This window comes from Alkalihalophilus marmarensis DSM 21297, from assembly GCF_000474275.2.
GTDB lineage: Bacteria > Bacillota > Bacilli > Bacillales > Bacillaceae_D > Alkalihalophilus > Alkalihalophilus marmarensis.
In genome coordinates this window covers 174510-187145 of record NZ_ATAE01000005.1, presented here as the reverse complement: position 1 = coordinate 187145, position 12636 = coordinate 174510, and the positions used below count along the sequence as shown (strand labels likewise).

Here is a 12636-nt window from a genome sequence, read left to right as displayed (position 1 = left end):
TAAGGACGGCTCTATTCTATCTTACATCATTTATTCCATGATTTTACCTAGGATATGTTCGTCAAATTCTCCGGCTTTAAGCATGTCTATTTCATGTTTATAAGGCGGCTTTTTATTTTTCTTATCTTCACCTACAAATGGTGTTTCTAAAATCTTAGGAACATCTTTAAGCTGCGGATGATGTACAATCTTATGCAGCGCATTGTAACCAATATGGCCGAAACCAATATTTTCATGACGGTCTTTTCTAGCTCCGCGTATATTCTTGCTGTCATTAATATGAAGCACTTTTAAGCGTTCTACCCCAATGATGCGGTCAAATTCATCAAGCACACCATCAAAGTCTTCAACAATATCATAACCAGCATCATGCGTGTGACACGTGTCAAAGCATACAGATAAACGCTCATTATGCGTGACGCCGTTTATAATTTCAGCCAGCTCTTCAAATGAACGGCCGCATTCAGTTCCTTTACCTGCCATTGTTTCTAAGGCAATTTGAACATCATTTTTTGTTTCTAACACTTCATTTAGACCTTCAATAATCTTAGCTATCCCAGTCTCCGCTCCAGCCCCTACATGAGCACCAGGATGCAGAACAATCTGCTTTGATCCTAATGCTTCTGTACGTTCAATCTCTGATCGCAGGAAGTTAACTCCAAGCTCAAATGTCTCTGGTTTTGTTGTATTTGCAATATTGATAATGTATGGTGCATGCACAACAATATCAACCATATTATGTTCTTTCATATGAGCGAGTCCAGCTTCAATATTTAGGTCCTCTATTGGTTTACGACGCGTGTTTTGAGGGGCGCCTGTATAGATCATAAATGTATTTGCACCATAGGATGCTGCTTCTTCACTAGCTCCCAAAAGCATCTTTTTTCCATTCATTGATACATGTGAACCAAGTTTTAAGGTCATTCTCCAAATCCCCCGTTATTTCTTTTTGCGTGATGATATGCGACGCTCTCTTTGTGCTTCTTTCGCTTGTTTAAAACGAGCTTTTTTCTTATAGCCAGGCTTTACTTTTTTCGGCTTTGCTTTAGCTTTTCCAGTGCCGGTATTCACAACTTCTTTAGATGAACCAGATTTCACTGTTTCTTGCTTAGCTGATGATGATTTTGGGCGCTTACCTGGTACCCCTAGAGGTGGTTTGTCGAGCTTCTGCCACTCTCCTCGCTTGAAATCATAATACGTAAATGAAATCCCGCGCTTTAACAGCTTTTCTACCGCTTGCTGATCATTTTGCTCAAAGATCGTATAAGCAACTCCGTCCGCTCCTGCACGTGCTGTACGACCTACACGGTGTACATAAAAGTCTAAGTCTTTAGGCAGACCAAAATTGATAATATGAGTTACACCTTTTACATCAATCCCACGTGCAGCAAGGTCTGTTGCCACAAGATATTGCATTTTTACTTCTTTCACTTGCTTCATAATCTGTTTGCGTTGGCGCGGCTGGAGACCTCCGTGTAAACACTCCACATTCAATCCTGCTTCTTGCATTGCTGCAGTTACTTCATCTGCCTGCTCCTTTGTATTTGTAAATACAATAGCGAAGTAGGGATTAATAGACTTTGCAAGCTCTACTGTGAATGTTAATTTATCACGGTTACGAAGCGGCACAATTCGATGCTCGATTTTTGATGCCGTAACATGCTTTGGCTCAACTTGAACATGACGCGGATCATTCATGTACTTCTTCAAAAATGGCTGAAGCTTCTCTGGGATCGTTGCTGAGAATATCATCATTTGAAGGTCTTCTGCCATACGTGATGCTACTTTATCCACATCTGCAATAAAACCCATATCAAGCATTTGATCAGCCTCATCAACAACAAGCATAGCTGCTGTATAAACAAGCAATGCTTTGTCATCCATTAAGTCCCCGATACGTCCAGCTGTTCCTACTACAATATGCGGCTGAGTCTTTAATCCTTCAATCGCACGGTTTCGGTCGGTTCCGCCAACTAATAACTTTGCATGAATCATTTCCTCTTCTGGGCAGTGTTCTAATAACTTCTTTAATTCATCAAATAATTGAGATGCCAGCTCCCTAGTCGGTGCTGTGATAATTGCTTGTACTTCGTCTTTCGCTGGATCTATTTTATCTAAGATCGGCAGTAAGAAGGATAGTGTTTTCCCTGTCCCTGTTTGTGATTGTCCGATGACATCTTTGCCATTTTTAATCGCAGGGATTAGTCGCTCTTGAATTTCCGTTGGTAATGAAAAACGTTGTCCTGATAACGCCTCTATTAGAAATGGTTTTAATTCGAATCTTTTAAAATTGCTTGCTTCCATAATCATTCCTCACCCTTATCCGAGACTAGTAATGCTCGTCCGATTTAATCGTTTGCTCATTTGTTAGTCTATTTAATGTCATTGTCCTTCATTCATTGTACTTAATCAAAATGATTTCATTTGTGTAAACGTTCAATGCAATAGTTCATTTTATCATAGTTTATAGTATTGTTGCTACTTTACTTTTATCATATCCTTTATTTCACCTTTTTTCCTCAGGCGGCATATACCTATTTATAAGGAGATTGAATGTACGTGAAAGGAGGCATTATTATGCAACGTTTTATGGGGCCACCCCTTGGTCCGGTTCCCTTGCAGCCAGCCATGTATTCAGCAGCGAACTTTATGCAGCAAGCCCCCATGCTTAGTGGAGCAGCCAGCTCATTTGCTCCTTATGCACCTCAGGCAGGCGGTATTGCCAGAGGAATAGGAGGCTTATCTGCTGCAGGGCGCGGCGGTGGATTATTAGCTAGATTATTTGGTGGAGGTGCTACACAAGCGCTCGGAGGAGCAGGAGGGATCGGCCGGGCAGCTGCAGGGGCAAGCGGAACGATGAATTTTACAACGATTCTGCAAAATACTCAACGCGTCCTCGGATTAACACAACAGGTCGTGCCTATGGTTCAGCAATACGGCCCTCTAATTAGAAATATGCCCGCCATATGGAGAATCATGAGGAGCAATGATACGCCTAGTACAGCTGCCCCGCAAGCAGCAGGCGTACCAACAAACCTTGACTCTCAAACGATTCCCTCTGCAGCACAGACAGCAGGCACCCTGCCAGTAAATTCATCTGTGCCAAATGTAACAACTGCTGCTATTAACAGGGGCAGAAGGCCGAGACCGATCAATCACACTGCTCAAGGCTTGCCTGCTCCCAAACTTTATATCTAATGATAGCATTTTTTTGTTGACAACATTCTGTTGATGATAGTAAAATTTTAAATTTACCTCATTTTGTGTTATACTATTAGTATTACTCGAATGGAGGAATGCTCATGTTTAAAGTTGGTGATCACGTCGTATACCCATATCACGGTGCTGGTACGATTCAAGATATTGAAGAGAAAGACGTTTTAGGTGAAACTCATTCCTATTACATCCTTCACTTCCCACTCGTTGATGTCAAACTGATGCTGCCTGAAAACCGTATTGATCAATCGGGACTTCGAAAAGTTATTGATCAGCAAGAACTAGAAGTTTTAGTGGAAGCCCTTCAAAACGGACCTGAAACACCACCATCTACTAGTCATTTCTCACGCGAAACTGAAAACCTGCTTAAAAGCGGCAATATTATTGACGCGGCTCACCTGATTTCATCCCTTTCCAAAAAACAATCAGAACGAGCAAATGGACTGCATATTCAAGATCGTAACCATCTGCAAAAAGCTCGCCAGATGATTGCTAGTGAGCTTGTCCTAATGAATGATATGACCGAAGAACAAGCGTATGAATTTATAGATAGTGCCCTACTGGAGCTTAACTAAGCGAAATGATTGTCACATCTATTTTTCTCCTTTATAATATATGACGAATCGACAATCCTGTTCTCCATATGTGAGGACAGGAGCTCTCATTTTAGGAGGCCTGTCATGAATGTGATGAAAATTTCACCTCGCGGATACTGCTACGGAGTAGTAGATGCGATGGTATTAGCTAGACAAGCAGCACAAAACTTGGACTTGCCAAGACCGATCTATATTCTTGGTATGATTGTCCACAATCAGCATGTAACAGAAGCTTTTGAAGAAGATGGAATTATTTCTTTAGATGGTCCAAACCGTGTTGAGATCTTAAAGCAAGTAGAAAAAGGCACCGTTATTTTTACGGCTCACGGTGTATCTCCTGAAGTTCGCAAGCTCGCAAAGGAAAAAGGGTTAACTGTAGTCGATGCTACATGCCCGGATGTGACGCGTACACATGACCTTATCCGCGAAAAAGCTGCTGAAGGATATGAGTTCATCTACGTCGGGAAAAAGGGACATCCCGAACCTGAAGGAGCAATTGGGGTAGCTCCCGAAGCTGTTCATCTCGTTGAATCTGTAGAAGATGTTTCTAACCTTAAAGTAGGAACAGATAAACTCATTATTACGAATCAAACGACAATGAGCCAATGGGATGTATCTGACATTATGAAAAAAGCGATGGAGGTTTATCCTTCTGCGGAGGTTCATAATGAAATTTGCTTAGCTACGCAAGTGAGACAAGAAGCTGTAGCGGAACAAGCAAAGGAATGTGACCTTGTCATTGTAGTAGGTGACCCTAAGAGTAATAACTCTAATCGTTTAGCTCAAGTATCTGAACAGATTGCCGGAACTAAAGCATATCGCATCGGCGACATCTCTGAGCTTCAGCTTGAATGGCTTAAAGGTGTAAATCTCGTAGGTGTAACCTCAGGAGCTTCAACTCCGACACCAATTACTAAAGAGGTCATTACATTTCTTGAAAACTACGACCCTGAAGATGAATCTACATGGACATTAGAACGTAAAGTAGCCTTGCAGAAAATTCTTCCTAAGGTTAAAGCGAAGAAATAGTAAAAATCCGTCACAGTGTTGTGACGGATTTTTTATGTGCTATTGATTTAGATCGATAGGATTAAACAAATTGGAATGGATCTGTATTTGGCTTTGAGGCAATAACTTCTGTGGTATAGCCTTTATTTTGCATAAACTCATCAAAGAAGCGCTTAACGCCCTCTTTCATTACCTTTTCAACGTTGTGACCCGGGTCTACGATATGCAGCCCTTCCATCATCACATCATGCGCAACATGATAATAAACATCACCTGTAACCATCACATCAGCACCTTTAAATTTCGCTTGCATCATATACTTATTCCCGTCCCCGCCAAGCACAGCTACTTTTTTCACTTTTGCCGATAGATCACCAACAACTCTTGCACCTTCTACATCAAAAGCCTGTTTTACATGCTCGGCAAAATCACGCAGCGTCATTTCTTCAGGAAGCTGTCCAATTCGTCCAAGACCTAGTGTTTCCCCTTTATTCTCTAACGGGTAAATATCGTAGGCAGGCTCTTCATAAGGGTGAGCTTTCATAAGTGCTTGTATTACACGATTTTGAAGGTGCGCAGGGATAATAGTCTCTACCTTTACCTCTTCCACCCTCGCAAGTGTATGAGCTTCTCCAATATGAGGATTTGTTCCCTCACCAGGTAAAAATGTACCTATACCATTTGAATTGAATGTACAGTGACTGTAATTGCCGATATGGCCCGCTCCAGCTTGCCCCAATGCTTCACGCACAGCAGCTGCATGAGTTTCAGGAACAAATACAGCAATCTTTTTTAATGCTGTTGTCTGTGTTGGAGAGAGCACTTCTGTGTGACTAAGGCCCAGCGCCTCAGCCATCATATCATTCACTCCGCCTTTAGCAATATCAAGATTGGTATGAGCGGCATAAATAGTAATGTCATGTTTAATCGCCTTTTCCACTATCCGACCGTGCGCGGTGTTTGTATCGATTTTCTTTAATGGTCGGAACAGCAGCGGGTGGTGCGCCACAATAAGGTCTACACTTTCTCTAACTGCTTCATCAATGACCTCTTCTAGCACATCAAGAGCTACCATTACTTTTTTTATAGGCTTATTTAACGTGCCAATCATGACACCATTACGGTCGCCTTCTACAGCAAAGGATTTAGGTGACCAGCTCTCAAAATGTTGAATAAGCGCTTGACCATTTACAAGTTTAGTCATCTCAATACCTCCTGTACCATCTTAATCTTGTGTTTCAACTCATCTTTCTTCGCGCTCAACTCTGGAGTTTCTGTTGCTCTCTCAAACTGGGTTAAAATTCTCTCCCAATTTTTCATTTCATAGGTCCATTTCTTTTGAAATGCTTCATTCATTTCATTTATTAAATAAGGTCCAAGCAGCATCTTCTTTTTGCGGTCTTCTTCATACAACATTACATTTTCACCGCGATCAGCTACTAAAATCTCATAGATCTTGTCGTCTTCTTCAATAATTTCTTCAGAAGCAAGGCTCCACCCTTCTCTATCAAGCCACTCTCTAATTGTGATAGCAGAAACATTAGGCTGCAAGATAAGCCTGTCTACCTCTTTTAATTTGTCTTTACCATCTTCTAAGATAGAAGTGATTAAAGCTCCGCCCATTCCTGCAATTGTTATAACATTCACTTGGTCCGCATGTTCAATGACTTCTAAACCATTTCCCATACGCACGGAAATTCTGTCTGTTAACCCAGATTGTCTCACCTGTGAAACAGCCGACAAATACGGCCCTTCATTGACCTCTCCAGCAATTGCTTTTGCCGTTTGGTCTTCAAGGCATAAATAGCATGGAAGATAGGCATGATCAGACCCAATATCAGCTGTTTTTGAGCCCTTAGGGACGTAAGCCGCTATTCGTTGTAATCGTTTGGACAATTGTCTATCATTCATTTTTAAACACACCTGTCATTTCAATATCTTTTCTGTCTCTCATCTTAACGATATTAGCCTCATTTCGCAACTAGACAAGGCTTTTACTGCATAAAAAAGCGAGAGTTGTCATAACTCCCGCTTCTCCTGTTATTCTGAAATAGATAGTAAATACTGTGCAATTGCGTCTGCTTCTACTTCGTTATCGTTAACTGACGGCATTGATCCAATCCCATTAACAACAATATCTGTAATTTCTTCTTGAGTGTATTGACCTTCAAGAGACGTTAGGGCAGGACCTGCACCACCGCTTAAATCTCCACCGTGACAGCCGATACATGAAGCTTGCACTAATTCTTCTCCAGCTACTACCGGATCTTCGATTTCAGTTACCTCTTCTTCTCCTTCTTCATCTGCCTGCATCGCCTCACGCTGGTTTAACCCAATAAATGAAAGCGAAATCATAACAACAATCCCGACAATTGCTATGATCGCAAATGGTAAAAGTGGTCTTCCTTTCATGCTAATACCCTCCTTTGCACGTAAACTACTTTCACGTCAATTATGTAGACGATAAAGATTACCTTCTCCATTTTACTCGAAAATGTCTCTGGTGAAAAGTAGTGTCGGCATAATTGCGTTTTTTGTCACTCTTTTAACGCACCAGCCAAAAAATTCCTAACACTACTAGTCCTAGTATAGCAGATATCGTAAAAAATCGCATTTTCCATTTCAGCCCTGCAAAGAGCCAAAAAACGCAATGTAAAATAATCGCTGCTGATAATAAAAGGTTATTAGTACTGTTGTAGTGAACAACCCATTCAATCGTTAGTAAAAAAAGAATCAGAGCCCCTATAAAATAGTAAAATTGTTTAAGAAAAAAGGCATCTGCCCTAGTCCGTTTTGCTATAATTAACACAATAATCGAAAAAGTCAAACCTATAAGCATTTGCAATCCATTTGAAAAATCAGTAAAATAAATGACAAGAGCAGTAAAGACAAATGAAAGCTGAACAATAATAAAGGAATAGATTGTCCGAATGTTTCGGAAGCGCTTTCCTAAGTCGGCTGTCTCTAGGTCCTCTCCTTCTGAATAAAGCGTTAATAAGAAATCACAATACTGGGAAGGAAGCAGCTTTGATTCGCGCCAGTACTTAATTTCATTTATAATAATCGCTTTTCTTTTTTCATCCATCGTGTTTCTCCTTATATGCAGCGTGATGGAAAAAATGGTTCGCCCGCATAAGGCGAGCAAACCATCGTAACCGTTCTATTCTAAGAAATCTTTTAGACGCTTGCTTCGGCTTGGATGACGAAGTTTACGAAGTGCTTTTGCTTCAATTTGACGAATACGTTCACGAGTAACACCGAAAACTTTTCCTACCTCTTCTAATGTTCTCGTACGACCATCGTCAAGACCAAAGCGTAGACGTAATACATTCTCTTCACGATCAGTCAATGTATCTAACACATCTTCAAGCTGTTCTTTTAATAATTCGTATGCAGCAGCATCAGATGGTGCAAGTGCTTCTTGGTCTTCAATGAAATCTCCTAAGTGAGAATCATCTTCTTCACCAATAGGTGTTTCAAGCGACACAGGCTCTTGAGCAATTTTCAGGATCTCACGTACTTTCTCAGGCGTAAGCTCCATCTCTTCAGCTACTTCTTCAGGTGTTGGTTCGCGGCCAAAATCTTGCAGTAATTGACGTTGAACACGGATTAACTTATTAATCGTTTCAACCATGTGTACTGGGATACGAATGGTTCTTGCTTGGTCAGCAATTGCACGTGTGATCGCTTGACGAATCCACCAAGTAGCATACGTACTGAACTTGTATCCTTTCTCATAATCGAACTTCTCAACCGCCTTAATTAATCCCATATTTCCTTCTTGAATTAAGTCAAGGAACAGCATTCCACGCCCTACGTAACGTTTAGCAATCGATACAACAAGACGTAAGTTAGCTTCTGCTAGACGACGCTTCGCCTCTTCGTCTCCTTGCTCAATACGTTTTGCCAGCTCAATTTCTTCTTGAGCAGAAAGAAGGGGAACACGACCAATTTCTTTTAAGTACATACGTACAGGGTCATTTATTTTAATACCCGGGGGTACACTCAAATCATTTAAATCAAACTCTTCTTCTTCTTTTGCCGCTTGCTGAAGATTAGGAACATCATCAGACTCATTCAGGATCTCTACACCTTGCTCTCCAAGGTATTCGAAGAATTCATCCATTTGATCAGAATCTTGGTCAAATACAGCTAATTTCTCTGTAATTTCTGTATAGGTTAAGACCCCTCTCTTTTTCCCTACCTCAACTAATTGTTCTTTTACTTGATCGATGGACAATTCACCTTCCGCTAGCGGGCGTAATGGTTTCTCTGCCATTCGATCCCCTCCTTCCATTGTTCACAACCCATTAGGCATAATCCTCATTACAACGAGTTAATGAAGTTGTTTTTTCATTTGAATAATCTCCATTTTTAACTTTGCAGCTGCAACGGGATCATGTTCCTGCTTCATAAGTATTTCTTTCTGTTGTATATCTACCCACTTTGGGTAATTTTCAATCTGTTTCATATAATCGATTAACTCTTGTTCCGAGCATTCTTCATTAACCGACAACATAGCAAGCTCTGAGGCAACTCTCATAAGATCTGGATCTTCTAGGCGATTCACAAATTGACTCGGGTCAGCTTCATTACCTTCACCGTAAAAGGCAAAAAGATAAGCTGCAATGGCATGATGCTCATCAACGTTAAACGCTCCGCCAATCCGCTCCTGCACTTGTTCTGCAATCTCTATATCCCGCATCATATGAGCAAGAAGCAGCCTTTCTGCATTTTTGTATGCAGGGAGAAGCTTTTTTTGATTAAGAGCTTTTGTCGCATGCCGTTTAATCGGCTGTTCACTTTTTCCGGCCTGCTGCTGTTTTTTTGCACGATAAAGTTGAAACTGCTCTTGTTTTAATGCTTCTAAAGAAAGAGAAAATTCATCTGCAAGCTGCCTTAAATAGTGATCACGTTCTACAGCCCTCTTCAAAGAGGAAATTTCCCGAAGAACCTCTTCGATATAGCGCAGACGTTCTCCTTCATCCTGCAGATTTCTTCCTTTTCTTAAAAACCGCATCTTAAATGCCATTAATGATAAGCTTGCCCCTATTACATCCGTTTTAAAGCGCTCTGCTCCAAATTCTCGGATGAAGTCATCGGGATCAAGCCCTTCAGGCATCTGTGCAATTTTCACGTGACAGCCTGCTTCTTCAAGAATTGTAGCTGACCTGAATGCAGCATCAACCCCGGCTCGGTCAGAGTCATAACAAATGGTTACATTTTCAGCATTACGGCGTAATACTTTGGCCTGCTCTTGCGTTAATGAGGTTCCAAGCGTCGCCACTCCATTAGTGATACCTGCCCCCCACGCAGCTACTACATCCACATACCCTTCAAAAAGGATGGCAGCATTTTCCTTACGAATGTACGGTCTCGCTAAATGAAGGGCATATAACGTATTGCTTTTGTGAAAAATAGGAGTTTCCGCACTATTTAAATATTTGGGCTTATCCGAACCAATACTCCTGCCGCCAAATGCAATGACTTTTCCTTGGTTATCCCATATCGGAAACATGAGCCGATTTCTAAATCTATCATAATAACCGTTATCAGACTCCCTAATTCCAAGCAACCCAGCTTTAGCCATCATCTCAAGAGAAAAGCCTCTCTTATCTAAGATGATTTTAAGAGAATCCCACCTGTTTGGGGCAAAGCCTATTTGAAAGTGTTCTAGCTGTTCTTTTGTGAATTTTCTTGATTTAGCATATTCTCTGCCGCCTGCACCTTCTTCTGTTAATGTAAGAACATGGTGGTACAGTTTAGATGCAAGCTCGTGCCCATCGATCATCGTTTTAGTAGGCGAATGACGGTTTGTTTCCCCTTGACTTTGAACGGGAAGATCAATATTTGCTCTTCCTGCCAGGTCTTTTGCAGCATCTACAAAAGTATACCCCTCATGTTCCATCAAAAAGGAAAAAACATTCCCGCCTGCCCCGCATCCAAAACAATGGTAGAGCTGTTTATCTTGAGATACAGAGAATGATGGTGACTTCTCACCATGAAAAGGACATAAGCCTATATATTGACGGCCTTGCTTCTTGAGTTGAACATAGTCACTGATAACCTCTACAATATCAGTAGATTTGCGAATCTGTTCAATTTTCTCCTCGGGTATTCGACCACTCATATTAAGCATCACCATATTTCTTTCCTGATGAGTGTAATATATGTTCGAGCTTTTTTGCTATTTTCCTGCTTTTTTTGATAAAACCCTTGTAAATTGATGACAAAAAAGTGAGCGATCTTCTTCTGTAAAAGCACGAGGCCCTTTTGTTTTACCGCCTTTACGCCTTTCTTTTTGTGAAAGATAACGGGCATCAAGCATCTGCATAATGGTTTCTTCACGATATACATACCCTCTGGGTGATAACACATCCACCCCTTTTGGCAATAGAATAGAGGCTAATGCATGATCTTGCGTTACACAGCAATCGCCACGCTTCGATTGATTAAGAATATACATGTCTGCAGCCTCTTTATCTGAATCAACCGATACATGCGTAAACCCATCAGGCACATTCATTTCATGTGCAATCGAGGAAACAAAAACAGCTGATTGGTTAAACTTCTGACAGATCGACACAATTTCCTTTTTCACAGGACATGAATCTGCATCTACAAATACCTTAACAATAAGTTCGCTCATAACTTCAATTCAACATCCTCTTTTAGATTCCTGCAAACATTTTAAAGAATTTCGCTGTTTCTTGTCGAATGATATGAATTGTCATGATTTTTTTATCAATAAGCTATTTATACACATTCTTCTTTACTATCATTACCAAAAAAACAAGAAAAAGTCTTGACTTTTTAAAAATAATCGTTCTTTTTTTCTACAATCCATTCTTTCTTATACAAATAAGAACACAATTCTTTATTATACGGAACTTTGAATCATTTGACTAGTGGTATTTAATAAACATTACAAATAAGATCATTTTACATAAGAGCGTACAAAGGAAAGGCACCTTTTACCTAAAGGTGCCTTTCTTTGTACTTACTTGCGTTGAAACATACTTGAAATGAGATTTGCAGTTTCTTCTACTGCTTTATTCGAGACATCAATGACCGGACATCCAATTCGATTCATTACATCTTCAGCATAGACAAGTTCCTCTTTGATTCTCTCGATATTCGCATAATTAGCTTGAGCTTTTAACCCTAGCGCTTTTAAGCGTTCTGCACGGATATCGTTTAATTTCTCAGGTGAAATTTTTAATCCGATACATTTCTTAGCAGAGATCTTAAAGAGTTCTTGCGGAGGTTCCACCTCAGGGACTAGAGGAACATTAGCTACTTTCAAACGCTTATGAGCGAGGTATTGCGAAAGCGGCGTTTTAGATGTACGCGACACCCCGATTAACACTACATCTGCTCTCATAATTCCCCTTGGGTCACGCCCGTCATCATACTTTACAGCAAATTCAATTGCTTCTACTTTTCTAAAGTAATCTTCATCAAGACGGTATACAAGACCAGGCTCATATCTTGGTTCTTTGCCAGTTAACGTTTCAATTTTATTCAACATAGGTCCTATGATGTCTACTGTCTCTACATTTTTAGCTGCAGCACGTTCAATCAAATAATTTTTGATTTCAGGTACAACGAGCGTAAATGCAATTAAAGCATTTGCCTGTGAGGCTAAATATATAATTTCATCTATGGTTCCCGTATCTTCTACATATGGAATCCGACGAACTTCTACACCCGCACCATTAAATTGGCTCGCAGCAGCTTTAACCACTAATTCTGCAGTTTCGCCTACAGAATCAGAGACGACATATACAACAGGACGTTGCTTCACTTCTACCAT

The 12636-nt window shown here is 40.6% G+C and carries 13 protein-coding genes; 3 read left to right on the top strand and 10 right to left on the bottom strand.

Going from position 1 to position 12636, the window contains the following annotated elements; translation table 11 throughout:
* Positions 1–30: 30 nt before the first annotated feature.
* Together A33I_RS02315 and A33I_RS02310 are read right to left on the bottom strand one after the other, a co-directional pair.
* Positions 31–924 (bottom strand): deoxyribonuclease IV, encoded by an 894-nt coding sequence (locus A33I_RS02315; RefSeq protein ID WP_022626858.1) that lies wholly within the window; start codon positions 922–924, stop codon positions 31–33.
* 15 nt (positions 925–939) lie between these two features.
* Positions 940–2304: a DEAD/DEAH box helicase gene (locus tag A33I_RS02310; RefSeq protein ID WP_022626857.1), complete on the bottom strand. Its 1365-nt coding sequence runs from the start codon at positions 2302–2304 to the stop codon at positions 940–942.
* A gap of 273 nt (positions 2305–2577) precedes the next feature.
* Between A33I_RS02310 and vrrA the strand changes: the two genes are divergently transcribed.
* From vrrA to A33I_RS02295, 3 genes are all read left to right on the top strand, one after another.
* Positions 2578–3198 carry a VrrA/YqfQ family protein gene (gene vrrA / locus A33I_RS02305; RefSeq protein WP_022626856.1) on the top strand — a complete coding sequence of 207 codons (621 nt, stop codon included), beginning with the start codon at positions 2578–2580 and terminating at the stop codon, positions 3196–3198.
* A 104-nt stretch (positions 3199–3302) separates the two neighbouring features.
* Positions 3303–3791, top strand: a complete 489-nt coding sequence (locus A33I_RS02300; RefSeq protein WP_012958165.1) for a CarD family transcriptional regulator — start codon at positions 3303–3305, stop codon at positions 3789–3791.
* A gap of 105 nt (positions 3792–3896) precedes the next feature.
* Positions 3897–4841 carry a 4-hydroxy-3-methylbut-2-enyl diphosphate reductase gene (locus A33I_RS02295; protein ID WP_022626855.1) on the top strand — a complete coding sequence of 315 codons (945 nt, stop codon included), beginning with the start codon at positions 3897–3899 and terminating at the stop codon, positions 4839–4841.
* Positions 4842–4902: 61 nt separating this feature from the next.
* On the opposite strand, the gene A33I_RS02290 is transcribed toward A33I_RS02295, so the two are convergent.
* From A33I_RS02290 to A33I_RS02255, 8 genes are all read right to left on the bottom strand, one after another.
* Positions 4903–6024, bottom strand: coding sequence for a Nif3-like dinuclear metal center hexameric protein (locus A33I_RS02290; RefSeq protein WP_022626854.1), 1122 nt, complete (start codon positions 6022–6024; stop codon positions 4903–4905).
* Entirely contained in the window at positions 6021–6731 is a 711-nt protein-coding gene (locus A33I_RS02285) for a tRNA (adenine(22)-N(1))-methyltransferase (RefSeq protein WP_022626853.1), read from the bottom strand. Before A33I_RS02285 ends, A33I_RS02290 begins: the two co-directional genes overlap by 4 nt.
* A 129-nt stretch (positions 6732–6860) precedes the next feature.
* On the bottom strand, positions 6861–7232 hold the full coding sequence (gene cccA, locus A33I_RS02280) for a cytochrome c550 (RefSeq protein ID WP_022626852.1): 372 nt from the start codon (positions 7230–7232) through the stop codon (positions 6861–6863).
* A 133-nt stretch (positions 7233–7365) separates the two neighbouring features.
* On the bottom strand, positions 7366–7905 hold the full coding sequence (locus A33I_RS02275; protein WP_022626851.1) for a hypothetical protein: 540 nt from the start codon (positions 7903–7905) through the stop codon (positions 7366–7368).
* Positions 7906–7980: 75 nt separating this feature from the next.
* Positions 7981–9099, bottom strand: a complete 1119-nt coding sequence (gene rpoD, locus A33I_RS02270; protein ID WP_012958159.1) for an RNA polymerase sigma factor RpoD — start codon at positions 9097–9099, stop codon at positions 7981–7983.
* A 57-nt stretch (positions 9100–9156) separates the two neighbouring features.
* Entirely contained in the window at positions 9157–10950 is a 1794-nt protein-coding gene (gene dnaG, locus A33I_RS02265; protein ID WP_031311348.1) for a DNA primase, read from the bottom strand.
* A gap of 57 nt (positions 10951–11007) precedes the next feature.
* Positions 11008–11469: a YaiI/YqxD family protein gene (locus A33I_RS02260; protein WP_022626849.1), complete on the bottom strand. Its 462-nt coding sequence runs from the start codon at positions 11467–11469 to the stop codon at positions 11008–11010.
* Between the two features lie 351 nt (positions 11470–11820).
* Positions 11821–12636 (bottom strand): pyruvate, water dikinase regulatory protein, encoded by an 816-nt coding sequence (locus A33I_RS02255; protein ID WP_022626848.1) that lies wholly within the window; start codon positions 12634–12636, stop codon positions 11821–11823.

Excerpts from the sequence above, each read along its gene's own strand:
- A33I_RS02315 (WP_022626858.1), bottom strand. The coding sequence starts at position 924 with ATGACCTTAAAACTTGGTTCACATGTATCAATGAATGGAAAAAAGATG.
- A33I_RS02310 (WP_022626857.1), bottom strand. The coding sequence starts at position 2,304 with ATGGAAGCAAGCAATTTTAAAAGATTCGAATTAAAACCATTTCTAATA.
- vrrA (WP_022626856.1), top strand. The coding sequence starts at position 2,578 with ATGCAACGTTTTATGGGGCCACCCCTTGGTCCGGTTCCCTTGCAGCCA.
- A33I_RS02300 (WP_012958165.1), top strand. The coding sequence starts at position 3,303 with ATGTTTAAAGTTGGTGATCACGTCGTATACCCATATCACGGTGCTGGT.
- A33I_RS02295 (WP_022626855.1), top strand. The coding sequence starts at position 3,897 with ATGAATGTGATGAAAATTTCACCTCGCGGATACTGCTACGGAGTAGTA.
- A33I_RS02290 (WP_022626854.1), bottom strand. The coding sequence starts at position 6,024 with ATGACTAAACTTGTAAATGGTCAAGCGCTTATTCAACATTTTGAGAGC.
- A33I_RS02285 (WP_022626853.1), bottom strand. The coding sequence starts at position 6,731 with ATGAATGATAGACAATTGTCCAAACGATTACAACGAATAGCGGCTTAC.
- cccA (WP_022626852.1), bottom strand. The coding sequence starts at position 7,232 with ATGAAAGGAAGACCACTTTTACCATTTGCGATCATAGCAATTGTCGGG.
- A33I_RS02275 (WP_022626851.1), bottom strand. The coding sequence starts at position 7,905 with ATGGATGAAAAAAGAAAAGCGATTATTATAAATGAAATTAAGTACTGG.
- rpoD (WP_012958159.1), bottom strand. The coding sequence starts at position 9,099 with ATGGCAGAGAAACCATTACGCCCGCTAGCGGAAGGTGAATTGTCCATC.
- dnaG (WP_031311348.1), bottom strand. The coding sequence starts at position 10,950 with ATGAGTGGTCGAATACCCGAGGAGAAAATTGAACAGATTCGCAAATCT.
- A33I_RS02260 (WP_022626849.1), bottom strand. The coding sequence starts at position 11,469 with ATGAGCGAACTTATTGTTAAGGTATTTGTAGATGCAGATTCATGTCCT.
- A33I_RS02255 (WP_022626848.1), bottom strand. The coding sequence starts at position 12,636 with ATGGTAGAAGTGAAGCAACGTCCTGTTGTATATGTCGTCTCTGATTCT.